This is a genomic window from Staphylococcus sp. HMSC06C11, assembly GCF_001808345.1.
In the GTDB taxonomy this organism is placed as follows: domain Bacteria; phylum Bacillota; class Bacilli; order Staphylococcales; family Staphylococcaceae; genus Staphylococcus; species Staphylococcus capitis.
On sequence record NZ_KV793031.1, the window covers coordinates 1 to 24,120 of the forward strand.

Here is a 24,120-nt window from a genome sequence, read left to right on the forward strand (position 1 = left end):
GACATATTGTCATTCAGTTTTCAATGTTCATTTAACACTTACAATACATTATTGTATCGAAATCAACTTAAACTGTCAAGAATTAAATTCATTAATTTATTTCTTGTTTGTAGTTGATTAATTCAACAAATAATATCTTATAATGTTTCGCAAGAAAGTTCAATAGTCAAAATTACACTTTATTAACATTAACTTAAAGTTTTTTACTTCAAGTTTTCAATTAATTAATCTGTTTTTGACGACTTTTATATAATATCAAGTTAGCTCAATAACGTCAATTACTTTCAAAGAGTTTTTAAGTTTAAAATTACTTTATCTGTGAATAAGTTTCTTGATTAAGAATAATTAGATTTAATAGTGTAATTCGCTCTTAAGATCATCATCTAACTAGAGATATCCTAATATATAGGAAAACTTACAAATTTGCACCTAATTAATTCATAAAAAATAAGGTAGCAACCTTTAAAGGCTACTACCTTAATCTTTTAAGCTTTTAATTATTTTCGTTTTCTTTACATTCCTTACATACTCCGTATATTTCCATTCGATGATGAGTGATATCAAAATCTGTAACATGTTGAGCTAAATGTTCAACCTCATCAAGTTGAGGATAATGGAAGTCTACGATTTTACCACATTTTTCGCAAATAACGTGATAGTGATTATGTGTATTAAAATCAAATCGACTTGATGCGTCACCATACGTTAATTCTTTTACTATACCAATATCTTTGAATACTCTTAGATTATTGTAGATAGTTGCAACACTTATATTAGGAAAATCAGGTGAAAGTGCTTGGTAAATCTCATCCGCTGTAGGATGTGAATGTGAAGAAATGAGATAACGTATAATTGCTTGTCTTTGAGGCGTAATACGTATTCCTGCTTTTCTTAAAGACGCAATTGATTCTTCAAGTTCATGTTCAATTGACTCTAAATCCGCACTCATTGAATTCACCATCTTTCTAGTTAATAATAATTATTACTTAATATTAATATAACTGTTGAAGATTATAAATGTCAATAAGTACATGATGTTTTCAACTAATACCCTTTATTTGGATCTACTTCATTCTCAATTACGCTGTTCTTATTGAGAAAATGAGTTAAGTTCTTTTCAAATATTGCAGTTACATCACGATTTATATTTTTATCATTACCAGTAATATGTGCAGTAATCGTAACATTATCTAAATCATATAGCGGGTTATCACTTGATAGAGGTTCATTTTCAAAGACATCTAAATATGCATGTCTAATCAAATGATTTCGTAAAACTTCTATAATAAGTTCTTCTTTCACAATCGTACCTCTACCTATATTTATAAATAATGCTTCGTCTTTCATTTCCTCAAAATGGTGTTTTTTAAGTAGATGTATAGTTTCTTGGGTTTCTGGGAGTGAATTAACTATCACATCACCTTCCGCTAATACATCATCCATTTCTTCTATAGTATAAGTATTATCAAAGTAATCTTTCATATGTCCTGATTTACTTACACCGATAACTTTCATTCCAAATGCTTGAGCTAAATATGCAGTCTTTTGGGCAATTGCGCCAGTACCTAAAAATAGAAGTGTTTTACCGTTAACTCTCTCACCCGTTAGCTTTGAGTCATACTTATGTGCACGTTGATTTTCATAAGATGTTCTCATTTTCTTATAATCATCTAATATAAACGTCATTATAAATTCTGATAGTTGTTTTGCTTGGACACCTCTGCCATTTGTTAAAATAATGCCCCTATCATTAATATAATCTAGTGGGAGATTATTGACTCCAGTAGCATACCATGCAATCCATTTTAAGTTTTTACACTCTTCTAAAAATGCTTGATCTATATCGCCATCATAACCAATTAAAATATCTAGTGATTCTCTATCTTCAGTTGGAATAAATTGAGCTTTTTTATAAAATTTGAATTCCTGTTCAGGAAATTGTTTTATCAACTGTTCCTCTAAATCTTTTAATCTTCTTAGACTTACGATTTTCAATATACTCACTCCAAGATATTTTTTAATTCTTCTATTTGAGTTTTAACTTTAACTTTTTCAATTACGTCAATAATATACCCATTTTCATCGATTACAAATGTAGTTCTAACGATCCCCATACTCTCTTTACCAAAAGATTTTTTTAATTGATATACCCCCGCTTCATCAGCAAGTTTATAATCTTCATCTACAAGTAAGTCAAAGTTGAGTTGATGTTTTTCAATAAAGTTTTGATGTTTCTTTTTAGAATCTCCACTAATTCCATAAACATCTACATCTAAATCATTAAATTCAGATAAGTTATCTCTAAAGTCGCATGCTTCAGTTGTGCAAGTTGGTGTATTGTCTCTAGGATAAAAATATAATATTGCCTTACGCCCTTTTAATGTCTCATTTGTAACTACTGCTCCGTCTTGATTCTCCAATGAAAATGATGGAAACTTTTCGCCTTTGGTTAACATATGCTCACCCATTTCTTAATAATGTTGATTTTATGATACGATATTAAATGAAAATATTAAATTAAAAGAGGTTGATAGATATGAATTTTACTGAAAGCGAACGTCTTCAGAAACTCTCTAATGAATATATACTAGGTGGCGTTAATTCACCTTCTCGTTCATATAAAGCTGTAGGTGGTGGTGCACCTGTAATGATGAAGGAAGGTCATGGAGCTTATTTATATGATGTAGATGGTAATAAATTCATCGATTACTTACAGGCGTATGGTCCTATAATTACCGGACATGCGCATCCACATATTACAGAGGCAATTCAAGATCAAGCTGCCAAAGGAGTGTTATATGGTACTCCTACTGAACTTGAAATTGATTTTGCTAAGAAGTTAAGAGATGCCATTCCTTCATTAGAAAAGATCCGTTTTGTTAATTCAGGTACAGAAGCTGTTATGACAACAATTAGAGTGGCACGTGCCTATACTAAAAGAAATAAAATTATTAAATTTGCAGGATCTTATCATGGACATTCTGATTTAGTTTTAGTTGCTGCAGGGAGTGGCCCTTCACAATTAGGTTCTCCAGATTCTGCTGGGGTGCCTCAAAGTGTGGCACAAGAAGTGATTACTGTACCATTTAATGATATTGATTCATATAGAGAAGCAATTGATTATTGGGGCGATGAAATCGCAGGCGTACTCGTCGAACCCATTGTAGGTAACTTTGGTATGGTTATGCCTCAACCTGGATTTTTAGAAGAAGTTAATAAAATCTCACATGATAACGGAACTTTAGTCATTTATGATGAAGTTATTACAGCTTTCCGTTTTCATTATGGGGCAGCACAAGATTTATTAGGAGTAAAACCAGACTTAACTGCTTTTGGTAAAATAGTTGGCGGTGGTTTACCAATCGGTGGCTATGGTGGTCGACAAGACATCATGGAACATGTCGCTCCATTAGGTCCAGCATATCAAGCTGGTACAATGGCAGGTAATCCATTATCAATGAGAGCAGGAATTGCTTTACTAGAAGTTTTAGAACAAGATGGTGTTTATGAAAAGTTAGACAAATTAGGAAAACGTCTTGAGGATGGATTACTTAAGTTAATCGATAAACACAACATTACTGCTACGATAAATAGAATATATGGCTCTATGACGTTATATTTCACGGATGAAAAAATTACTCACTATGAACAAGTAGAAAATTCTGATGGCGAAGCTTTCGCGAAGTTCTTCAAGTTAATGTTAAATCAAGGTATCAATTTAGCACCATCTAAATTTGAAGCATGGTTCCTAACTACTGAGCATACCGAAGAAGATATTGATAAAACTATAGAAGCTGCTGACTATGCATTTAGCCAAATGAAAAATAATTAAGACTTAACCCCCTACCATTATAGGTGGGGGTATTTTTATTAGAAAAAGATTAACCAGCTAATAGGCAAATCTTTTTATGTATAAGCTTGAAAAATTTAGCGTCTCGGTGTATAACAATAATGAATGAGAGTATGTATTAATATATTTAAATCATAAATCAAAGGAGCGTTATATTTGAGACTAGGAGCTCGGATTTTCAAGACTGGTATAGCAATTATATTAGCTATGTCTATCGCTTCTTTACTTCCAGATAATATCGGCTTAAAGGCACTTGCTGGTGTCAGTGCTGTCGTAGCGATGCAACCAAGCGTTTATCGTTCAATTAAAACAGTATCTGAACAAGCGATTGGTAATATTATAGGTGCTCTACTCGCCGTTACTATGGTAACTATTTTTAGTGATAACTTCATAATAATGGGCGTAACGGTTATTTTGTTAATTGCGATTTTGTTTAAATTTAACCTAGCTCATGTTGCTACATTAGCAAGTGTGACGGCTTTAATCATTATGGGTCAACATACAGGTTCCTTCTATGTAGCAGCATTCTTCAGATTCGCTCTTGTTATGATAGGTGTTTTAAGTTCCTCAATAGTCAATTTAATCTTCTTACCTCCTAAATTTGAAACCAAAATCTATTATAATTCTGTAAATATTTCTTCAGATATTTTTGTATGGTTCAAACTTGTGCTTAATGATACTTCAGAATTTCATAATATTAAGCAGGATGGTGATCAACTTAATTCACGTATCAATAAATTAGAGCAAATCTACAATTATTATCATGAAGAGAAACCTTTGACTAAAAAACATATTTATCAGCAGAATAGAAAGAAGATATTATTTAAAGAAGTAGTAGGAACGACAAGACAGGCTTACGAAGTACTCAACCGTATGTCACGTTACCAAAATGACTTACATCAACTTAATAATCAACTATTATTACAAATTAAATTAGAACTTGATTCGTTAGTAGCAGTTCATGAACAAATCTATAAGAGCCTTTCTAAAAAAGCGAGATACGATGTTACAAAACTTGATTACGAAGTAGACAACCCACTAAAGAAAAACTTGATGGACGCATTTCAACAAGAGTTAATTCAAAATCCTTACCAAACGCAATACTCTTATGCAAATGTAATGCAAATTATAGCTGCTATTGAGGAATATAGATATCACTTAGAACATCTCGATAGAATTCGATTAAGCTTCTTTAAATATCATAATTCAGATTCAGACATCGACATTTCTGATGAGGACTTTGATTTGTAACTAAAAATGCACCACCTTTACTCACATTAATTATAGTAAAGGTGGTGCTTTATCATTTTTAAGATATTTAATTATTATTGATTCAAGCAGTTTATAAATTTTGAATACTATATAAATGTTCGTACGCACCTTGTTTCTGGATCAACTCTTGATGTGTACCTGTTTCAACAATCTGACCATTTTCCATAACCACTATTTTATCTGCATGCGTAATTGTAGACAGCCTATGAGCTACAATTAAAGTTGTTCTATCTTTACTTAATACATCCAACGCCTCTTGTATAATAGCTTCACTTTCTAAATCTAACGCACTGGTTGCTTCATCTAAAATAAGTATCGGTGGATTATTTAAGAATATACGTGCAATTGAAAGACGTTGCTTCTGTCCTCCAGAAAGTTTCACGCCTCGCTCTCCGACTTCAGTGTCATAGCCTTCAGGTAAATTCATAATAAAGTCATGCGCGTTTGCCATCTTGGCCGCTTCAACTATCTCGTCATCCGTTGCATCAGGTCTACCTAATAAAATATTTTCTTTCACAGTGTCTGAAAATAAAATATTATCTTGTTGAACGAGACCAATTTGATTTCTTAAACTACCTGTTAAGAAATCTTTCACATTATTGCCATCAACTAAAATTTCACCTGACGTAACGTCATAAAATCGTGGAATTAAACTAATTAAAGTTGATTTTCCACCACCACTCATACCAACAAAAGCTACAGTTTCGCCCTTATTAATTGTTAAATTAATATCATGCAAAACTTCTAATTCATTATCATTATATTTAAAGCTGACATTCTTCAAATCGATTTGCCCTTTTTTAATTTCAATAGGTTGCGCACCGATACCATTCTTAATGTCATAATCTTCATCCATAAGTTGGAAAACTCTGTCCATTGAAGCAAAGCTTTGGGTTAAAGTAGTAAATGAAGAAACAAGTCTTCTTAAAGGTCCAAATAATTGTTCTAAGTACCCTACAAATGCTGCAAGTGTACCTACAGTAATAGCACCATTAATAACTAAGTATGCGCCAACGCCTATTACAATAATTGGCCCTAAGTCTGTTACAGTGTTTATTGCTGCAAATGAATAGGCATTCCAACGTGTATGTTGAAAGGCGCGCTTTAAAAAATGACTATTACGGTGATCAAAATTTTGAGCTTCATTATCTTCTATTGCGAAACTTTTAATCACTGACATACCTTGAACTCGTTCATGCAAGAAACCTTGAACTTCAGCAAGTGCTTGAGAACGTACACGTGTCAATTGTCTCAATCTTCCGAAGAAGAAATAAACCGTTAAAATATAGAATGGGAAAATGAAAATAGCTGCAATAGTTAATTTAACATCTAAAAAGAACATAATAGATAAAGCGATGATAATAGTAACGCAGTCTAACCAAATATTCATTAACCCTGTAAGTATAAAGTCTTTTGTTTGTTCTACGTCATTAATAACGCGAGAAATCACCTGTCCAACTTGGTTATTTGCGTAGAAACGTGCACTTAAAGCTTGTAAATGATTATATAGTTGTTTACGGATATCATATAAAATTTTGTTACTTGTCCATTGAGCTAAATATTGTCTGATATATTCAATGGGCGGACGTACTATTACAAATATAAATAGAGCAATGCCAATTGCGATTGCAAGATGACTAAACTTTTCACTATTTGATAGTGAGTGGTTATTAATTACTCCATCTATAGCGTATTTAATCAATAGCGGTATTAACATAGGTATACCAAATTTAATAATACCCACGATAATAGTTGCAATAATACGATATCTATATGGTTTGACGAATTTTAAATATCGTTTAATCATGCGCTTTTACCCCCCGTGATAAACGCAATTTATTTTTTAAAAAATGAACAGAGGTTGAATACATTTCATTCGCTTACTTTATACTCATAAGCACTGTCATGATAATGTTTCAACCTCTGATATTAAAATACAATACGAGACTTCAATATAATGTTGTAAATCTTAAAGATGTTAAACTCATTGAACTACAAGATTGCAATACATTTAAATCATGATTCTTATAATCATTCGACACTTTTAATAATATAAAGCAAAGAATCATGTATTACATCTTTTTTGCTTAATAATCTCTAATCTTTTTATAACGCTCTTTCCACACTTTAATAAAATCTGGAGCGAACGGTCCTTTCTTCTGCTCAATCCATTGCTGTAAGATGTCGACATTTCTTCTCAAAATAACGTCAATATCATGAGGATAGTTCATTTGGTTCATATGTAGTTCATACTCATCTTCATCGAGTAAGTGATACTTACCATTAGGATAAACTTTAATATCTAAATCATAATCGATATATTTTAGCGCTTCTTCATCGGACACGAAAGGTGATGATAAATTACAGTAATAATAAATCCCATCTTCTCTAAACATACAAATAACATTAAACCAATACTCCGAATGAAAATAGACAATAGCTGGTTCTCTTGTAATCCATGTGCGTCCGTCACTTTCAGTTACTAACGTATGATCATTCCCACCTATAATCACATGGTCAGTCCCTTTTAGAATTGTCGTTTCAGACCAAACACGATGTATATTGCCATCATGTTTATAACTTTGAATTTTAATCGTTTCTCCTTCTTTAGGTATGGACTCTTTAACCATACTCCACACCACCTTTATTATTTTTAGCCATTTAGATTATATCATACTTTGATACACTTGCTTAATAAATAAAGGCACTATATTAACCGCTGTATTAAGCTCTTATCCAACAATAAAACGGTATATTTTGTCCATTGATACAGGAAATGTATGATTATCCCTGTTATCTAAATTAAACCAAATCATGTTTGAGGGGAGTTCATTCTCCGAGAGATTTATAGATGTAGGTACACTATAAACTTTAATATTCCAAGTCATATGGGTAAACTGATGACGTAATTCAAAGATGGGCTCTTCTAAAGTTTCGACTTTAACTCCTAATTCTTGAGTTAATAAATTATCAGCTACACTTGCTTCCCTCATAGGAAATTGCCACATTCCGTTCAACAATTTTTCTTGTCGTTTTTCAAGTAGATATTGTCCATTATTATTTCTAATAAGAAATACTTTTTGATTGATAGTTTTCTTTTTAATATTTTTAGTTTTAATTGGAAGATCTTCAGTCGTCCCTTCATGAAAAGCCTCACAATTATCTTGCACTGGGCAAAATAAACATAAAGGAGATTTCGGTGTACAAATGAGTGCACCTAATTCCATCATAGCTTGATTAAATGTCCCTGAATCTTCTTGAACATATGGATTTAACTCTTCCTCAAACGCTTTACGTGTCGATTGTAATTTCGTATCACGATAATCATTGTTCAATCGAGACCATACTCGGAAGACATTACCATCAACAGTTGCTAAAGGTTGGTTAAACGCTATACTCATCACTGCTGCTTGCGTATAAGGACCCACGCCTTTTAATTTTTTGAAAAGATCTGGATCAGACGGGACTTCTCCACCATATTGAGATTCAACTTCTTTAACAGCTGTATGAAAATTACGAGCTCGACTATAATAACCTAGGCCTTCCCAATATTTAAGCACTTCGTCCTCATGTGCTTCGCTTAAAGCTGCTATTGTAGGAAATCGATTAACAAACCTATGATAATAGTCAATAACCGTGTTAACTTGTGTCTGTTGCAACATTACTTCACTAAGCCATATGTAATATGGATTAGTTGTTTCTCGCCAAGGCATTTCACGCTGATTTTTGTTAAACCACTCCACAATTCTCTTTTTAAAAGATTCCTCTTGATACATGCCATTTGTCCTTTCTACTTTTTCGATTGTGATGCATCTCAAATAAATCTCCACTTTCAAAAGATTCGTCAATTGAAGTAAGTTGATTTTGTTATAGCGACTTTTAGATTATAATATATATTAAATAAAGATGAAAAGAGTGAGCATTTATGGATACAGCCACACATATAGTTATGGGTGTAGGTCTCACTGCATTAGCAACACAAGATCCCGTCATGGCAGGTTCATTTGCAGCAACTGCAACCACCCTTGTTGCTGGTTCATTAATACCTGACGGTGATACTGTTTTAAAACTAAAAGATAATGCGACCTATATTTCTCATCATAGAGGAATTACCCATTCCATACCTTTCACTATTTTATGGCCAATTTTGATAACCTTTTTAATATTCGTTATTTTTAACAACACTAATCCACTACATGTTTGGCTATGGGCTCAACTTGCAGTATTTTTACATGTGTTTGTGGATATATTTAATTCTTACGGTACCCAAGCACTTAGACCCATAACCAATAAGTGGATTCAGTTAAGTGTCATTAGTACATTTGACCCTATTATTTTCACTCTTTTATGTATTGGTGTATTACTTTGGGTTTTAGGCATACATCCGTATTTCGCATTCTTCCCTATCGTAGCAATACTAGTGATTTATTATGTAATACGTTTTATGATGCAATCATCTATTAAAAAAGAAGCGTTAACTCAAATTGAAAATTCTCATAATCCTGTAAAAGTGTTTGTAGCTCCGACAATGAAATTTCATGTTTGGCGTGTGGCAATTCAAACCGATAAACATGATTATGTTGGAACTGCTCGGTGGAAAGATGTAGAATTTACTGATAAGGTAAAACGTCAAGCTATGACGCCTGATTCGTTACTTTGGAAGGTTAAAGGTAATAAAGATATATTTACTTTTTTAAATTTTTCATCCATTTATCGTTGGCAAACCACACCTTTAGAAGATGGTACAACAGAAATTCGATTAATGGATTTAAGATACCTTAATAATGGACGTTATTCATTTGTTGCAATTGCACATTTAACTCACGACAATGAAATCGACCACTCTTACATCGGTTGGGTATTTAGCGAAGACAAACTACAACGCAAACTATTTTCACAATAACATATAAAGAAACCAAGGCACCCCTTTCTCCAATTAATGATAAGGGGTGCCTTGGTCTTTATCTAACTATATATCAATAACTAAATACAGTGCTATTCATTTTTACCAATCATTTCATTATCTTCATTAGCATTTTCATTATTGTTAAATACACCATCATGTTCTAATTTCTTGCCATTATCATCACTCAGATGTGTTAAATCATTTTCAAGGTGAGTGTCATTTAAACTATCATATTTATCAAAAGCGATATAGCGAACTAATGCATAGTTAATCACACACATTAATGCTAAAAAGAGAATAAAGTAAATATGATATGGAATGTTATTCATACTTACTGCACCGAATATAATAGACTGTGCACTACCATGAACAAGATAATAAACGGGATTTAACATTAAAATATGATCTACTATCGATAAGTGCGTTTTAGGAATGAATAAAATTGGAACTATAAAGAAACAAATCGCACTCATTATAAAATAAATTGTGTCGAAACGTTTGAGTATAAATTTCAATAAACCAAAAGTAACAGCAATAACACCGATAAATATACTAGTCATAATCAAATAATAAATTAGCGACAATAAAAATGTCTCAAAGTTAATTGGCTTCAAGAACGCAATAATTAAACCAAGAATAAACATGTCTACGAATGCCAATAGTGCAATTACTATAGTAGGCGTTACTGATGAAATATGGAATGATTTCATTACCATATAATCTTTTCTATAAAACTTATAACTTAAGTATACAGAAAGTACAATGTGACCAAATACAATTAACGATGTCACTCTAAATAACCATCTTCCTTGAGCGATATCCGTATTATGATTTATATCGAAAATGCCCTCTAAACCTAATACTAAGATAATCCCTATTACAAGGCTCATAGCAAACCATTTCCAAATTTTCTTCAACCTACGAACACAATAAGTGATAAGATGTGGCAAGTTTTTAAAGTATAGTATTATATTATCTATCATTTTCACACCTACAATTCAATATATATCCATTTGTCATCTTTCATATCAGCAATAAAATAGCCACTACCTGATTTCGTAATCCAAACATCTTTTTTAATGTTAAATTTTTTCTTTAAGTCAGTTTTATGTTCCATTGGAATTACAAAGCCTGTTAACGTATCATTGTCTCCAAAAATCATATTTAGTGGTTGTTGTGTAATAGGAACTACATAACGATTATCTTTTTCTGGGACCAATGTTTTAGTCACTTTGTTATGCTTTTGATGTAAATGACTATTGAAGTATTCATAATATGTACTATAGTTTGTTTTAATGTATGGCATTAACGTTTTAAAACTATGCGATTCATATAAACCTGCAGGATTAAAATTGAATAATTCATTTTTGCCTACTGTATATATTTTATGATCCATTTCTACTCTATATTTTTTACTATTTTCACCAGTAATCGTAGCCACGCCATATTTAGGTAGAGTCGAATCTTGTGTACCACTCAATGTGGTTGAACCATCTAAAGCAATACCGTAAGTGAGTTTATCTTCATATGGATCTTTATTTTGATTTTGAATTGAAGCTTGAGTGTAATTTTCAGAAACATGAACCCTTCCTAAATCATTGAAAAGCAATATGCCCATTAACGTAAGTCCGATTAAGAAACTTGCAAACAGAGTTAATATTCTCACTAAAAATACTGGTGGTTTAGCGTGATTATAGCGCTCTATTCTCTTAAAGTTATAAGTCATCTCAGGCATACGCGTACGACTCTTTTTCCAATCTAAATCAAAATTTTCCAGTTGCGATTTTGAATCTAAACTTTTGCGGTCTTTTTCATGTTCTTTAAAAATAGGTAAAACTTGATTAAGTGAGCCTTCCTTTCTAATTTGCCCGTGAGAAACCCACGTAATATAGTTAGTCGTTTCGCTAATTTTATCAATATCGTTATCTATTAAAACGAGTGTACTATTATTCTTTATGTAATCATCTGATAATTCAATCGCTCTTTTGAAAAACACATCATCTAAATGCGAGAGTACATGACTCAATATAATAATTTTGTTTTGACAAGAACGAGCGATACTGAGAAGTAATTGCGCATATTCAGCTTCTGTTAGATTAGAAATACTATTTTCACCTTGCTCAGCTAAATGAGCCCAGTGGATAATTTGTTCAGCCTTATGACTACTCGCTTTGTAGGGAAATAGTTGCACCATCTCGTCAACATATTCTTGTACAGATTGGTGTGCTACTTTCCGGTCTTCCATATCACCGTAAAACAGATTCTCTGTTCGGGAAACCTTACCTTTATCAGGCTTAACCGTTCCACTTAAGATTCTGCCTATTAGCGTTTTAGAAGAACCCGGCTCACCAATTATTCCTAATGATTCACCTTGATATATATGTAAAGAAATATTATTTAAATTAATATCTTCTGCACCATAACCAAAAGGTAGGTACCATTTCTTTGCTCGTTTATTCCTATAATAATGCGTTACTTTTAGTAACCTTAATACAATTGAACTTCCCATTGATTATACATCCTTCTAAATTTTTAATAATGCTAATGGTAGACCTTCTTCTGGTTCGCTACTTTTTATTCTGAAGCCCCAAGCAAAGACGCCTTTTAATCTCTCTACTTTAAAGTATTGTTCGCTGCCATCGTTCAATTTGTAAATTTTTCCAATTTCAACTTTATTACGATCAACCAGATAGCTTTCTGCAATGATGACTTTACTTTGGTACACATCGTATTCATTCATAATTCCATTCATTTCAGCTTTACGCATTTTCTCTTTGTATGTTTGAATTTCATGTCTTAATTCTTGTTCAGACATCTCACTCAATTTCTTCTGTACCATCTGTTATACCACTTTCTTCTAATTTTGATTTAATTTTATCATACTTATAACCTTTTCTCATAAGCGCTTCAATGGTTTTCATCATTAATTTTTGACCATCATATTTTTTACAATTTTTATTATAGACTTTCTCTAAATCACGTTGCAATAAATTATCTAAGGTCTCGTCATCTTGCGAAAAATTCAATTCATTCATCGTCGCTTGAATCGTCTCAAGGGTAAAACCTTTTTGCATTAAGGCTTGGGAAACCTTTTGTTTTACTTTAACCACAGGACCTTTTTTCGTTTTCATGACTTTGTTCCTCACTTTTATTACATCTTCAAGTGGTTGTTGTTCTTCATATAAAGCCGTATAATGATCGATAATCTTTGGCTCAATACCCAATTGATATAATTTCTGTTTATATATTTCAGGCCCTTTATCTGACGTTCGAATCATCGTATTTTTTAAACTTTCTGCATAATCTTCATGATCAATAAATTTTTCTCTATAACAATATTCTATTACCTGTTCGATTGCATTTTGTGAAACATCATTTTTTTCCAAATATTGACGTACTTCTTTTTCCGTGCGTTTTTTAAATGATAAATACTGAATCGCCATATTTACTCCACGACGATAGTGGTCATATTTTTGAATTTGTTCCATATCTTGAGGCTCTAACATTTGATCTTTCTTCAAATTGAATTTCACAAGCGTATCTATATCAATCCCCATTTCGAACTCTCCATCGAGATAAAGATTGAATCGCTCTTTATTCTTCTTTTGAACCTCAAGCTTCGTTATCTTTGGCATATCTCATCCCACCTTTTTCTGAAAATGGACACTATATCAATTAATATTATTATGGCACATTTGTTCCGAATTAAAAAATAAGATAACCATTCACAATAAACCTTTTGAAAATACAAAAAAGCGTCTACTTTCAACTTTTGAATGATGAAAGTAGACAACTTTATAAAAGATTAATTGCTTAATTGTGACATTGCTTCTTTATATTGCTCATCAGTAATAAAATCTTGTTGCTTCATTTTTTCCAAATTAGCTTTTACACGGTTCGTATAATTAGATGACATATTATTAACATCATACACACTCGGTGCATTGACTTTACTAGCTAATATAGCACTTTGCAATACAGTAATCTGTTGCATGCTTTGATTGTTTTTATTAACAGTTGTTCCAAAATAATGATTTGCAGCACCTTCAAGTGTATATTGGTCATCACCATAATAAATATTATTAACATAAAAACTTAAAATCTCATTTTTGTTATACTGCTGTTCAACCTTGTGGGCTACAAATAACTCTTTAATTTTTCTAGTGAAAGAGCGTTCATTATCATAATAATAATTTTTTACTACTTGTTGAGTAATCGTGCTACCTCCTTGTACATCACGATCACTAATTGTTGAAAACAATGCACGTGTAGTTCCTTTTAAATCAAATCCATGATGTTTATAAAAACGTTCATCTTCCATTGAAATAAAGGCACCTTTAACATAATTAGGCATGTTATCTGCAGAAACGAAATTACTTTTATTTTCAATTGATTTTAAATCATCCACGTTAGCTCTTGAAGATAAGACATACATTGCTCCCATGAATATTGCTACGAGTACAATGACTATAATTAGTATTTTCAATAAAATCTTATTACTTTTTTTCTTTTTCGGAGGTTTACCTACTGGTTGGTAATACGTATTATAATGAGGTCTACGTGATTCAGAACGTTGCTCATTATAAGAATCCGCATATTTTTCAGTTCTTTTCATGCGTTTACTCCTTTTCTCAAACTCACCCTCTTAAAGTGAGTGTACCAGTAGTTGTATGGTTTAGCTATAGCTTACATTAAAAATCAGTCCCGAGGTGTAGCAAGTTCTAAACAACATGGCATATCTATTTCTAAGACTTTTTTTAATTAAAAAAGCTATCGATAAAGAATGACTTTACCGATAGCTCATATAAAATCTTATACGATATTTATAAGAATAAGAATTAAGCTTCTAATTGTTTAACAATTTCTCTATTGAAATCATCTAAATCGTCAGGTGTACGACTTGTGACAATATTGTTATCAACTACAACTGATTCATCAACCACTTGAGCACCTGCGTTAGATAAGTCTTTACGTACATTTAAGACTCCAGTTAATGTACGACCATTTAAATCATCAGTATCAATTAATACTAATGGACCATGGCAAATTGCAAATGTTGGAACAACATTTTTAGTGAAGTATTTAGCAAATGTGCCGTAACGTCCTTCTGCATCTCCGCGTAAATGGTCAGGTGAGAAACCACCAGGGATTAATAATGCATCATAATCTTCAGGTTTAGCATCAGCAATACTTACTTGAACTGTAGCTTTCTCGCCATGTTTTCCTACAACTTCATGATTTGCAGTATCTCCAACAATTTCAGTTTCAAATCCTGCATTTTCTATAGCTTCTTTTGGACTAGTTAATTCAATATCTTCAAATTCATCTGCAAGAATGATTGCTACTTTTTTAGTCATAATTAATAATCACCTTTCTCTAATTAATTCTAGTGATTATATAGACAAGATCACTCAAGTTTAAACATTAAATTAGGATGCTAACTTATATTTAGAGGCTTCTTCATCTGAAAATGAGGTAAAAAAAGCAAGTGTTGATTGCTCATCATAATCAAACACTTGCTAAATCCAACTCAATAATTAAATATGAGGCTTATTTTGAAACTTGTTTTACCTTCTCTTCTAATTGATCTAACAGACCAATCCACTCATCTATATCCTCTACACGTACTTCATCAGGGTTTACATGGTCAATGTCCTCAATAAATTTATTTAAACGTGTCTTAATTTGATCAATTGTTTGTTGTTCACTCATTAAAAATAAGCGCTCCTTTGTATAGATTTTTTTATGATAATCATATCCTAACATGAATTTGACAAAAAGCGATATAATCTTAATAATGTTTACTGTACTTTTTACATAATAAACAAAGTAGATGGAAAGTTTATATTTAGGAGTAATTATTAATGTTGATGACAAACAAAAAACCTATTTCTATCCAAAACGACCCATGGGAAGCTTACAATGATATTATAGATCATGGAAAGTTAACACTTAGTAACATCGAATTTACCACTACTAACCTTTGTAATATGCGTTGTAGCCATTGTGCAGTTGGTTATACACTTCAAACTAAAGATCCAGACCCCCTTCCAATGGATGTAATTTATCGTAGGCTTGATGAAATACCAAATTTAAGAACGATGTCTATTACTGGTGGAGAGCCAATGTTCTCTAAGAAATCAATTAAAAATGTGGTTAAACCTTTACTTAAATATGCATTTGATCGTGGAATTTATGTTCAAATGAATTCTAATTTAACATTACCTCAAGATAGATATCTTGAAATAGCTGAATATATCGATGTCATGCATATTTCTCATAACTGGGGTACAATTCAAGAATTTACTGATGTAGGCTTTGGGGCTATGAAGAAGCAACCACCATTAAAAGCTAAACTTAAATTATATGAACAAATGCTTGATAACTCTCGCACTTTATCTGAACAAGGAATGTTTGTTTCTGCTGAAACGATGCTTAATCAAAGTACGCTACCTTACTTAGACAAAATTCATAATGAAATCGTAAATGATATGAAATGTAGCCGTCATGAGGTTCATCCGATGTATCCTGCTGATTTTGCCAGTCAACTCAATGTACTTTCGTTAAAAGAAATGAAAGATGCTATTAACCACTTGCTTGATATTCGAGATGAAGATATATGGATGCTATTTGGAACTTTACCTATTTATCCATGTATCAATGATGAAAATGATCAAAAATTATTGCAAAGACTAAGAGATGCTAAAAACGTGACAATGAGAAACGATCCAGACGGCCGTAGTAGATTAAACGTTAACGTTTTTACTGGTAATGTAATTGTTACTGATTTCGGTGATGAAAACGGTACAATTTCAAATATACAGAAAGATAAATTAACAGACGTATTTGACCAGTGGTTAGATTCAGAATTAGCAAAATCACTCAACTGCCATTGTCCTGAATATCAATGCCTTGGGCCTAACGTATTAGTAAAAAATATGTATTATCCTAAAACCGACTTCAAACAAAAAGAAAAAGAAATGCATGCGCGTCACATTTTTTCTTAATAAATTCACATTATAGATGCTAAAAGCCAAAAGAAGATGAGTTCATCTTCTTTTGGCTTTATTAATATTATTTTTCAATATGTCTGACTTCAGATAAATATTCGATTGTTTTCTTACTTTCAGTGCGACGTTCTTTGCGTCTCTCTACGCGTTGTGGAGCACTTTCGTGGAACCATTTTTCTACATCTGTTTCAGGATATACGCCTGGTACATCTGTAGGTTTACCATCTTCATCAAGTGCAACAAATGTTAAAAAGCTTAATGCTGCTAAATGGCGCTCATTATTAAAAACATCATCAATGATGATTTGTACACAAATTTCCATAGAGCTTGTGCCAGCATAAGAAACCATTGCTTCATAAGACAAAATATCTCCAGTTTTGATAGGTCTCAAGAAGTCAACAGAATCAGTTGAAGCAGTAACGACTTGCGCTCCAGCATGTTTCATAGCAGTAATGGCAGCAATTTCATCAATATTTGCCATTAATGACCCACCAAACATCGTATGATGATGATTGGTATCTTGTGGAAACACTTGTCTATTTTTAATACATTTCGCTTCCGACATTGCTTTCATTTTACTATTCTCGTTAGACATATTTAATTTCTCCCCATATTGATATACCAGAAATAAGACTACTAGTAATTAATATCTTATTTTTTATATCTAAAACTTGTTAAAATCTACAATAATGTTACTTACTTTGCCCAATTTCCATTTTCAAAAACTAACTCTTTAGTACCATCATGTAAGATACCATAGATCGTTAAATCAGAACTACCTATCATAAAGTCCTCATGTACATTTGAATCGTTAAGACCTGCGGCTAACTTTTCTTCAGTAGACATTTCAGTTCCACCTTTGACGTTGAAACCATATGCAGATCCAATTGCTAAATGACAAGACGCATTTTCATCAAATAACGTGTTATAAAAAATGGTACGGCGATTTGAAATTGGTGAATCATCAGGTACTAATGCAACTTCTCCAAGTCTTCTAGAACCTTCGTCAGTCTCAATTAAGTCTTTGAGCACCGCTTCACCCTTTTCGGCTTTAACATCTATAATTTCACCATCTTTAAACGTTAAAGTGAAACCATCAATAATATTCCCATTATAACTTAATGGTAACTTGTTAGTAACATAACCGTTCACATTATTTCTGTCAGGTGCTGTGAACACTTCTTCTGTAGGAATATTTGCGATAAAAGGTTGGCCGTCACCGTTGACATAACTCGTTGCATCTTCCCATAAATGTCCTTCCGGTAAACCGACTGTGAGGTCTGTACCTTCAGAAATATAATGGAGTGCCTTATAATTTTTCTTTTGTAGTCTTTCGGCATGTACACTTAAAGATTTAACATGTTTGTCCCAATTTTGAATTGGGTCATTGCCATCTACACGTACAATATCAAACACTTCATCAATAAATTTTTCATAAGCTTTTTCTTCATCCATATCTGGGTAAACTCGGCGAGCCCAGTCTTTAGTAGGAAAGGCTGCCACAACCCATGGAAATTGATTCTTCTGACTCGCTTCCATATATGGTTTGAACCCTTTAGAATACTGAGCTTGAAAAGCTTTTAATTTATTGCCATCGATACCATTTAATAAGTCAGGATCTTCCGCGATGAGTGCTAAGTTAGCTGCTCCACGTTCAACATAATCCAGTCTTTCATCAACATCATACTGTTTTAAATCACTATTCTCAAAATACTCTACAGCTTCATGTTCAAATTTAAGTCTCTTCAGTTTTGAGTCTGAATATTTCACACGAACATCAGAGGCACCAGCTTTATAAGCCTCTTCAACTATTAAATGCGTTAAGTCTAACGCTTCAACTGATGAACGAATAAATACAGGTTGATTTTGTTGAACATTCATCCCTACTTTAACGAGTAATTCTGCATATTGTCTTAACTTTTCATTATAGTTATCCATAATGATTCCTCCCCTAATCTTGTCTAAGTTGTCCTAAATGATCTGCAATTGCTGTCACTTCACTTGGTGAAAATGAATCTTTAGACATTACAAATTCATGTATTTCTGTTATTTCTTCATGATTAGAAGACTGGAATTTATCTGGATCAAGTAAACCTTGATTTACAATATTTAATTTCTTTCTGATTTCTGCAATCATTTCTTCATTTGATAATGACACGTGATTCACCTCTTTTGTTCAATATTCTATCAAATTACCACACTTTATTAAACTTTAATAGAATTTGAGGTTAAGTACTTTCTTATTGTTTAAATACTCTTTAAAATGGGGATATAGTTACATAGTTTGGAGGAATATAAATGGTAGACGTAGCATTTGTATGTCTCGGTAATATTTGTCGTTCTCCAATGGCTGAAGCGATCATGAGACAAAGACTACAAGACAGAGGCATTTCAGGTATTACAGTTCACTCAAGAGGAACAGGTCGATGGAATCTCGGTGAACCACCTCACGAAGGTACTCAAGCGATATTGAAAGAACATCATATCCCCTTCGATAATATGATAAGTGAACTATTCGAACCAGATGATGATTTTGACTATATTATAGCAATGGACCAAAGTAACGTGGATAACATAAGACGAATTAATCCTCATATACGCGGACAATTGTTCAAATTGCTAGAATTTAGTAACATGGAAGAGAGTGATGTACCGGATCCATATTACACTAATAATTTTGAAGGTGTATTTGAAATGGTACAATCATCTTGTGACAACTTAATTGACTATATCGTCAAAGATGCAAATTTGAAAGAGGGGTAATCAACTATGGAAAATAAATTAATTCCTGGTATTTTAATCGGTGCTATTATCGGCGGTGCTGCAACATTAGCTGATAAATCAACACGTAATTCTTTAACTCAATCATTTAAAGACGTTAAAGAAGGTAATCGTTCACGCAAACCGTCTAAAATTAATAGCATTAAAGATGAAGTAATGTATTGGAAAGATACGATTGAAGAAATCCGTCGTAACAATCCTGAATTAGAGCGTTCTATTAAAGACGCTAAAGAAACTTTTGTTAATCGTAAAAACCAACGTTTAGGTAAATAATCGGTTAATGATGAAATTTTAAACTAAAACACTGTTAAAGTTAGAGTCTTACTCTACTTTTAACAGTGTTTTTTTATGAATTTTAATAATAAGTACAAGTACTTCAATGAGAAATAAATAATTCTACATATGTAGCTAGAGCATAAATTGCTTCATAGCTATTGTCATTCGATAAATTTTAAGCGAAAATGTTGAATAACAATAATATTTAGCTATAAATGTTAAGAATACTTTTAGTAAAAGTAAAGAAATTTTACATTTATTGTTTGATATCTATAGTAAATTGGGAATATATTTTCATACATTTCTCGAATTTATTAAGCAAAGGAGATAGTTATGTCAAAACAAGAAAAAACAACTTCAAAGTTCCTAAATTCGGCTAAGGAACATGAGGAACATGGGAAAGGAAAAAATGGTGAAAAAGATAAACAGATTAAAGTCGACCGTACATATATTGAACCTCAACAGTTTCAATCAAAATCACCTAAGAAAAAGAATCAAGTATTCTTTCTATCAAGGTTAAATAAACCTGCCAAATACACGAAAGATTCTAATTTCCTCAATTACTTAATTTATAGAATAGGAAAAGATGATGCTTCAGGACTAGCAGCGCAAATGACCTATCACTTCGTGTTGGCAATGTTCCCAATGCTCATTTTCTTACTGACTTTATTGGGACAGTTTATAACGATTAACACTGATCAGATTAATCAAAAGGTCAGCCAGTATGTACCTGACCAAAGTACCGCCGACGTAATCACAAAAATATTTAGTGGTATTTCTGATAGTGCTAATGGTGGCGTCCTATCAATTGGTTTAATCTTAGCCATTTGGTCAGCATCTAATGGAATGTCTGCGATTATTAATTCATTTAATGTCGCTTATGACGTTGAGGATTCTAGAAATGGCTTCGTACTTAAGATTCTAAGTGTGTTATATACACTAGTATTAGGTATTGTGTTCGTAGTGGCCATCGTGCTCATTACATTAGGCCCAGTAATAAGCAAGTTCTTATTTGGACCTTTAGGATTAGATAAACAAGTAGAATGGGTATTTGATTTAGTAAGAATCGTCTTACCTCTAATTATAATAATCATTTTATTCACTGTATTATATTCAGTGGCACCAAATGTGAAAACGAAATTACGCTCTGTACTTCCAGGTGCCCTATTTACATCAATCATTTGGTTAGTCGGTTCATTCTTATTTGGATGGTATATCTCAAACTTCGGTAATTATAATAAAACATACGGAAGTTTAGCTGGTATCATTATTTTATTCTTATGGTTATATATCACAAGCTTTATTATCATTATTGGTGCAGAAATTAATGCTATTATACACCAAAGAACAGTAATCAAAGGCCACACACCTGAAGAAGCAGCTCTTCATCACGATGATAACAACCAAAATCATTATAATGAAGACACAACATATGAATATAATAACAATACACCAGTGAATAAAGATGAAAATTATGACGTTGATAAAAATCCAAATAATGAACAACCTGAAGATCATGAAACATTTAAAGATAAAATTGTTGATAAATTTAAAAAAGATAACGACAATAGTGGTAAAAATTCATAAATAACGTTTTAAAAAAGGCGAAAGTCACAATTATTTAAGTGACTTTCGCCTTTTTCATTGTTAGTTATTGAATCAAATTATGTTGGAAAGCATAAATAACAGCTTGAGTTCTATCTTGAACTTCTAACTTACTCAATATATTACTTACGTGTGTTTTAACAGTTTTAATAGTGATATGAGAGGCGCTAGCAATTTCTTGGTTAGAGTAACCTTTGGCAATTAATAATAAAATTTCCATTTCACGCTCTGTAAGCATTTCATATAACTCAGCACGTTTTTTCATGCGGTTTCTCATTTTTACAAGTACTTCTGGTTCAAAAACAGATTCCCCTTGATATGTTTTACGTACCGCGTCAGCAATGTCACTCGCACTAGTCGTTTTTAAGATATAACTATCTACCCCAGCATCTAATGCTCGATAAACTTCTTTATCCTCGATAAAGCTTGTTAACATTACTACTCTTATGTGAGGTAAATCCTTTTTAATTTCAGTAGTAGCTTCTACACCATCCATATCATCCATAAGTAAATCCATTAAAATTAAATCTGGTTTCAACTCATGGGCTTTTTCGATAGCTTCTTTACCAGAAGCACCTTCTCCAACTACTTCAATATCCTGTTGTGTAGATAGATAGCTTGAAATACCAATTCTAACCATTTCATGGTCATCAACAAACAATACTTTAATCGCCATTTGATTCATCCTCCTTATTCAATGGTGCTTTAACTTCTATTCTCGTACCTGAATCCGGTAACGATACGATATGGAATGTGGCACCAATCTCTAAAGCACGTTCTCTCATATTTTTTAATCCATAACTCTGTTCAAATTTTTCATCTACATTAAAACCTTTACCATTATCTTGAATTCTAAGTAGTAAATAATCTTCTTTATTAAATAATTCAACTGTTACCTTAGAACCATTAGAGTGTCGTAATGTATTAGAAATAGCCTCTTGGGTGATTCTAAACAAATGATCTTCTATCCCTTTTGGTACTTTGAAATCTTGAATTTCATGAACAACTTTCATAGGGACTTTCTTTTGAAGATCAATGACTAAATCTTTAATACCCTCTCCTAATGATTTGTCTTTCAAACCAATAGGTCTTAGATGTAATAATAATGCTCTCATTTCGAGCTGAGAGTCTTGAACCATCTTCTCTAGTACAGGTATTTGTTGGTCTAAAGGTGGTTCTAATTTTGACTCTTTAATCGCTGACAACATCATACTTGCTGCAAATAGTTGCTGACTAACTGAGTCATGTAGTTCTCTTGCTAAACGTTGACGTTCGTCTTCAATAATTTTCTTCACTTTTACATCATTCATATTATAATTTTCATTGGTCATATTCTGCGTTTTCATTCTCAATCGGTGTAATTCTTGATTTAAAGGAACTAAAGTATGGTAAATTTCTAACGTTTCACTGTATAACTCTAGGTTTTGATCATTTATGCCTACTGTTTCACCTTCAATAGACCTTTCAATTTGTGACTTAAGCCAATCATTTTGTTGATTGATTTTATACGCTAACACAGAGCCAACGATAATACATAGTAAGATGATTAATATATTTAGGAATAAAAATACTGGTATTCCAAAAATTTGGGTGTAAAACATCCCTTGAAAATAAATAATATTGACGAACACCTTATCAATGAATAAAAAAGCAGTTAGCATGCTATATACAAGTATTAGCATTGAACCAATTGCTCTCAAGTAGTGATTCATCTATAAATCACCTCAACGTCTCCTATGAACGTTGAAACGTAAACATTGACAGTATAGTTGTCTTCTTTAGTTTTTTCTTCAACTTGAATATGGTTATTTTCAATTTTGTATGATTGTTGTTCTAAATAAGCAGTACCATAGAATGCAGCCGCATGTAGATTAATATTATAGTTTAGTGGAACAATCACTTGGACCTTGCCAAGAATATGACGTACTACAATCGTATTCGTTTCTTTAATATTAGCTGCTTTTGTCATATCAATATGAATATCACCGATGCCATGTTGAATCTGTACATCTTCCCACTTATAAACATAAACTGGTGTACGTTGTTCCCCGAACCACTTTTGTTTAATAAATATAGGTGACGTTACCTCTTCATCAGTTGCAATAACTTTTAATGGCTTAAATTTATAAATTAAGTAACGAATGATAAGTACCACTAAGAAAATAAAAAGAATAATAATTGTGTACTTATTAGACAATAGAGTAAACGCAATAAGCAATGCCCCTATCCAGAAGGACAACAAACCTCTTACTTTATGAAAATAGACATATCCTACATACACGAGCACACATCCTAATAATAAGACGAGAAGAAAGCCAATTTTTTCAAAAAATATATAATAAAAATTGGCGATAATCATTAAAGCTGTAAAAATTATCAACATTTCAGTTGATATATATTTGTGTGTCATGTTTCGCCAC

At 32.2% G+C, this 24,120-nt stretch carries 26 protein-coding genes; 7 read left to right on the forward strand and 19 right to left on the reverse strand.

The window, feature by feature from the left end; translation table 11 throughout:
- Positions 1-493 precede the first annotated feature (493 nt).
- From perR to bcp, 3 genes are all read right to left on the reverse strand, one after another.
- Complete coding sequence (perR, locus tag HMPREF3154_RS01420) at positions 494-949, reverse strand: peroxide-responsive transcriptional repressor PerR (protein ID WP_002435887.1); 456 nt, start codon at positions 947-949, stop codon at positions 494-496.
- A gap of 95 nt (positions 950-1,044) precedes the next feature.
- Positions 1,045-1,995 carry a phosphoglycerate dehydrogenase gene (locus HMPREF3154_RS01425; protein WP_030063569.1) on the reverse strand — a complete coding sequence of 317 codons (951 nt, stop codon included), beginning with the start codon at positions 1,993-1,995 and terminating at the stop codon, positions 1,045-1,047.
- Between the two features lie 5 nt (positions 1,996-2,000).
- The gene (gene bcp, locus HMPREF3154_RS01430; RefSeq protein WP_002453587.1) at positions 2,001-2,456 is read right to left on the reverse strand and encodes a thioredoxin-dependent thiol peroxidase; all 456 of its coding nucleotides are present in this window, start codon (positions 2,454-2,456) and stop codon (positions 2,001-2,003) included.
- 80 nt (positions 2,457-2,536) lie between these two features.
- Between bcp and HMPREF3154_RS01435 the strand changes: the two genes are divergently transcribed.
- Positions 2,537-3,832 carry a glutamate-1-semialdehyde 2,1-aminomutase gene (locus tag HMPREF3154_RS01435; protein WP_002435901.1) on the forward strand — a complete coding sequence of 432 codons (1,296 nt, stop codon included), beginning with the start codon at positions 2,537-2,539 and terminating at the stop codon, positions 3,830-3,832.
- A 174-nt stretch (positions 3,833-4,006) separates the two neighbouring features.
- The gene (locus HMPREF3154_RS01440) at positions 4,007-5,101 is read left to right on the forward strand and encodes an FUSC family protein (RefSeq protein ID WP_002435931.1); all 1,095 of its coding nucleotides are present in this window, start codon (positions 4,007-4,009) and stop codon (positions 5,099-5,101) included.
- Positions 5,102-5,192: 91 nt separating this feature from the next.
- Here HMPREF3154_RS01440 and HMPREF3154_RS01445 read toward each other — a convergent pair whose 3' ends face one another.
- The 3 genes from HMPREF3154_RS01445 to mutY all read right to left on the reverse strand — a co-directional run bounded on the left by HMPREF3154_RS01445 (position 5,193) and on the right by mutY (position 8,898).
- Entirely contained in the window at positions 5,193-6,929 is a 1,737-nt protein-coding gene (locus HMPREF3154_RS01445; protein WP_002435897.1) for an ABC transporter ATP-binding protein, read from the reverse strand.
- 280 nt (positions 6,930-7,209) lie between these two features.
- On the reverse strand, positions 7,210-7,752 hold the full coding sequence (locus HMPREF3154_RS01450; protein WP_002435932.1) for a nucleoside tri-diphosphate phosphatase: 543 nt from the start codon (positions 7,750-7,752) through the stop codon (positions 7,210-7,212).
- 102 nt (positions 7,753-7,854) lie between these two features.
- Positions 7,855-8,898 (reverse strand): A/G-specific adenine glycosylase, encoded by a 1,044-nt coding sequence (mutY, locus tag HMPREF3154_RS01455; protein WP_030063572.1) that lies wholly within the window; start codon positions 8,896-8,898, stop codon positions 7,855-7,857.
- Between the two features lie 149 nt (positions 8,899-9,047).
- Here mutY and HMPREF3154_RS01460 point away from each other — a divergent pair, with 149 nt between their 5' ends.
- Positions 9,048-10,025, forward strand: a complete 978-nt coding sequence (locus tag HMPREF3154_RS01460; RefSeq protein WP_002435893.1) for a metal-dependent hydrolase — start codon at positions 9,048-9,050, stop codon at positions 10,023-10,025.
- Positions 10,026-10,117: 92 nt separating this feature from the next.
- Here HMPREF3154_RS01460 and HMPREF3154_RS01465 read toward each other — a convergent pair whose 3' ends face one another.
- The 7 genes from HMPREF3154_RS01465 to HMPREF3154_RS11310 all read right to left on the reverse strand — a co-directional run bounded on the left by HMPREF3154_RS01465 (position 10,118) and on the right by HMPREF3154_RS11310 (position 15,740).
- Entirely contained in the window at positions 10,118-11,011 is an 894-nt protein-coding gene (locus tag HMPREF3154_RS01465) for a Teichoic acid transporter TagG (RefSeq protein ID WP_023350035.1), read from the reverse strand.
- Between the two features lie 8 nt (positions 11,012-11,019).
- Entirely contained in the window at positions 11,020-12,537 is a 1,518-nt protein-coding gene (locus HMPREF3154_RS01470) for an ATP-binding cassette domain-containing protein (protein WP_002435950.1), read from the reverse strand.
- A 15-nt stretch (positions 12,538-12,552) separates the two neighbouring features.
- Positions 12,553-12,867, reverse strand: a complete 315-nt coding sequence (locus tag HMPREF3154_RS01475; RefSeq protein WP_002445497.1) for a YfhH family protein — start codon at positions 12,865-12,867, stop codon at positions 12,553-12,555.
- Positions 12,845-13,663, reverse strand: coding sequence for a recombination regulator RecX (gene recX / locus HMPREF3154_RS01480; protein ID WP_070474240.1), 819 nt, complete (start codon positions 13,661-13,663; stop codon positions 12,845-12,847). Before recX ends, HMPREF3154_RS01475 begins: the two co-directional genes overlap by 23 nt.
- A 170-nt stretch (positions 13,664-13,833) precedes the next feature.
- Entirely contained in the window at positions 13,834-14,643 is an 810-nt protein-coding gene (sgtB, locus tag HMPREF3154_RS01485) for a monofunctional peptidoglycan glycosyltransferase SgtB (protein WP_002435910.1), read from the reverse strand.
- A gap of 223 nt (positions 14,644-14,866) precedes the next feature.
- Positions 14,867-15,385, reverse strand: coding sequence for a type 1 glutamine amidotransferase domain-containing protein (locus HMPREF3154_RS01490; protein ID WP_023350033.1), 519 nt, complete (start codon positions 15,383-15,385; stop codon positions 14,867-14,869).
- Positions 15,386-15,578: 193 nt separating this feature from the next.
- Positions 15,579-15,740 (reverse strand): SE1561 family protein, encoded by a 162-nt coding sequence (locus HMPREF3154_RS11310; protein WP_001830395.1) that lies wholly within the window; start codon positions 15,738-15,740, stop codon positions 15,579-15,581.
- A gap of 158 nt (positions 15,741-15,898) precedes the next feature.
- On the opposite strand from HMPREF3154_RS11310, the gene yfkAB reads away from it, so the two are divergent.
- Complete coding sequence (gene yfkAB / locus HMPREF3154_RS01495; protein WP_162837221.1) at positions 15,899-17,035, forward strand: radical SAM/CxCxxxxC motif protein YfkAB; 1,137 nt, start codon at positions 15,899-15,901, stop codon at positions 17,033-17,035.
- A gap of 67 nt (positions 17,036-17,102) precedes the next feature.
- On the opposite strand, the gene HMPREF3154_RS01500 is transcribed toward yfkAB, so the two are convergent.
- The 3 genes from HMPREF3154_RS01500 to HMPREF3154_RS01510 form a co-directional block, all read right to left on the reverse strand.
- Entirely contained in the window at positions 17,103-17,633 is a 531-nt protein-coding gene (locus HMPREF3154_RS01500; RefSeq protein ID WP_023350032.1) for an acyl-CoA thioesterase, read from the reverse strand.
- Between the two features lie 101 nt (positions 17,634-17,734).
- Positions 17,735-18,976 (reverse strand): aminopeptidase, encoded by a 1,242-nt coding sequence (locus HMPREF3154_RS01505; protein WP_023350031.1) that lies wholly within the window; start codon positions 18,974-18,976, stop codon positions 17,735-17,737.
- Between the two features lie 13 nt (positions 18,977-18,989).
- Positions 18,990-19,196: a DUF1128 domain-containing protein gene (locus HMPREF3154_RS01510; protein ID WP_002435959.1), complete on the reverse strand. Its 207-nt coding sequence runs from the start codon at positions 19,194-19,196 to the stop codon at positions 18,990-18,992.
- A 140-nt stretch (positions 19,197-19,336) separates the two neighbouring features.
- Between HMPREF3154_RS01510 and HMPREF3154_RS01515 the strand changes: the two genes are divergently transcribed.
- The 3 genes from HMPREF3154_RS01515 (at position 19,337) to HMPREF3154_RS01525 (ending at position 21,682) form a co-directional block, all read left to right on the forward strand.
- Positions 19,337-19,801, forward strand: a complete 465-nt coding sequence (locus HMPREF3154_RS01515) for a low molecular weight protein-tyrosine-phosphatase (protein ID WP_002435947.1) — start codon at positions 19,337-19,339, stop codon at positions 19,799-19,801.
- Positions 19,802-19,807: 6 nt separating this feature from the next.
- Positions 19,808-20,092, forward strand: a complete 285-nt coding sequence (locus tag HMPREF3154_RS01520; protein WP_002435890.1) for a hypothetical protein — start codon at positions 19,808-19,810, stop codon at positions 20,090-20,092.
- Positions 20,093-20,428: 336 nt separating this feature from the next.
- Complete coding sequence (locus HMPREF3154_RS01525) at positions 20,429-21,682, forward strand: YihY/virulence factor BrkB family protein (protein WP_002435884.1); 1,254 nt, start codon at positions 20,429-20,431, stop codon at positions 21,680-21,682.
- 64 nt (positions 21,683-21,746) lie between these two features.
- Here the strand turns inward: HMPREF3154_RS01525 and vraR are convergent, their stop codons facing one another.
- From vraR to liaF, 3 genes are read right to left on the reverse strand one after another with little or no spacing between them, the layout of a single operon-like run.
- On the reverse strand, positions 21,747-22,376 hold the full coding sequence (gene vraR / locus HMPREF3154_RS01530; protein ID WP_002469716.1) for a response regulator transcription factor VraR: 630 nt from the start codon (positions 22,374-22,376) through the stop codon (positions 21,747-21,749).
- Entirely contained in the window at positions 22,366-23,412 is a 1,047-nt protein-coding gene (locus HMPREF3154_RS01535; RefSeq protein ID WP_002435929.1) for a sensor histidine kinase VraS, read from the reverse strand. The genes vraR and HMPREF3154_RS01535 overlap by 11 nt, the downstream gene beginning before the upstream one ends.
- Positions 23,409-24,110: a cell wall-active antibiotics response protein VraT gene (gene liaF, locus HMPREF3154_RS01540; RefSeq protein WP_002435891.1), complete on the reverse strand. Its 702-nt coding sequence runs from the start codon at positions 24,108-24,110 to the stop codon at positions 23,409-23,411. Before liaF ends, HMPREF3154_RS01535 begins: the two co-directional genes overlap by 4 nt.
- Positions 24,111-24,120: the final 10 nt, after the last annotated feature.

Excerpts from the sequence above, each read along its gene's own strand:
- HMPREF3154_RS01535 (WP_002435929.1), bottom strand. The coding sequence starts at position 23,412 with ATGAATCACTACTTGAGAGCAATTGGTTCAATGCTAATACTTGTATAT.
- HMPREF3154_RS01490 (WP_023350033.1), bottom strand. The coding sequence starts at position 15,385 with ATGACTAAAAAAGTAGCAATCATTCTTGCAGATGAATTTGAAGATATT.
- HMPREF3154_RS01470 (WP_002435950.1), bottom strand. The coding sequence starts at position 12,537 with ATGGGAAGTTCAATTGTATTAAGGTTACTAAAAGTAACGCATTATTAT.
- HMPREF3154_RS01460 (WP_002435893.1), top strand. The coding sequence starts at position 9,048 with ATGGATACAGCCACACATATAGTTATGGGTGTAGGTCTCACTGCATTA.
- mutY (WP_030063572.1), bottom strand. The coding sequence starts at position 8,898 with ATGTATCAAGAGGAATCTTTTAAAAAGAGAATTGTGGAGTGGTTTAAC.
- HMPREF3154_RS01465 (WP_023350035.1), bottom strand. The coding sequence starts at position 11,011 with ATGATAGATAATATAATACTATACTTTAAAAACTTGCCACATCTTATC.
- yfkAB (WP_162837221.1), top strand. The coding sequence starts at position 15,899 with ATGACAAACAAAAAACCTATTTCTATCCAAAACGACCCATGGGAAGCT.
- vraR (WP_002469716.1), bottom strand. The coding sequence starts at position 22,376 with ATGGCGATTAAAGTATTGTTTGTTGATGACCATGAAATGGTTAGAATT.
- HMPREF3154_RS11310 (WP_001830395.1), bottom strand. The coding sequence starts at position 15,740 with ATGAGTGAACAACAAACAATTGATCAAATTAAGACACGTTTAAATAAA.
- HMPREF3154_RS01505 (WP_023350031.1), bottom strand. The coding sequence starts at position 18,976 with ATGGATAACTATAATGAAAAGTTAAGACAATATGCAGAATTACTCGTT.
- HMPREF3154_RS01500 (WP_023350032.1), bottom strand. The coding sequence starts at position 17,633 with ATGTCTAACGAGAATAGTAAAATGAAAGCAATGTCGGAAGCGAAATGT.
- HMPREF3154_RS01520 (WP_002435890.1), top strand. The coding sequence starts at position 19,808 with ATGGAAAATAAATTAATTCCTGGTATTTTAATCGGTGCTATTATCGGC.
- HMPREF3154_RS01515 (WP_002435947.1), top strand. The coding sequence starts at position 19,337 with ATGGTAGACGTAGCATTTGTATGTCTCGGTAATATTTGTCGTTCTCCA.
- bcp (WP_002453587.1), bottom strand. The coding sequence starts at position 2,456 with ATGTTAACCAAAGGCGAAAAGTTTCCATCATTTTCATTGGAGAATCAA.
- HMPREF3154_RS01445 (WP_002435897.1), bottom strand. The coding sequence starts at position 6,929 with ATGATTAAACGATATTTAAAATTCGTCAAACCATATAGATATCGTATT.
- liaF (WP_002435891.1), bottom strand. The coding sequence starts at position 24,110 with ATGACACACAAATATATATCAACTGAAATGTTGATAATTTTTACAGCT.
- HMPREF3154_RS01525 (WP_002435884.1), top strand. The coding sequence starts at position 20,429 with ATGTCAAAACAAGAAAAAACAACTTCAAAGTTCCTAAATTCGGCTAAG.
- sgtB (WP_002435910.1), bottom strand. The coding sequence starts at position 14,643 with ATGAAAAGAACTGAAAAATATGCGGATTCTTATAATGAGCAACGTTCT.
- perR (WP_002435887.1), bottom strand. The coding sequence starts at position 949 with ATGAGTGCGGATTTAGAGTCAATTGAACATGAACTTGAAGAATCAATT.
- HMPREF3154_RS01435 (WP_002435901.1), top strand. The coding sequence starts at position 2,537 with ATGAATTTTACTGAAAGCGAACGTCTTCAGAAACTCTCTAATGAATAT.
- recX (WP_070474240.1), bottom strand. The coding sequence starts at position 13,663 with ATGCCAAAGATAACGAAGCTTGAGGTTCAAAAGAAGAATAAAGAGCGA.
- HMPREF3154_RS01475 (WP_002445497.1), bottom strand. The coding sequence starts at position 12,867 with ATGGTACAGAAGAAATTGAGTGAGATGTCTGAACAAGAATTAAGACAT.
- HMPREF3154_RS01450 (WP_002435932.1), bottom strand. The coding sequence starts at position 7,752 with ATGGTTAAAGAGTCCATACCTAAAGAAGGAGAAACGATTAAAATTCAA.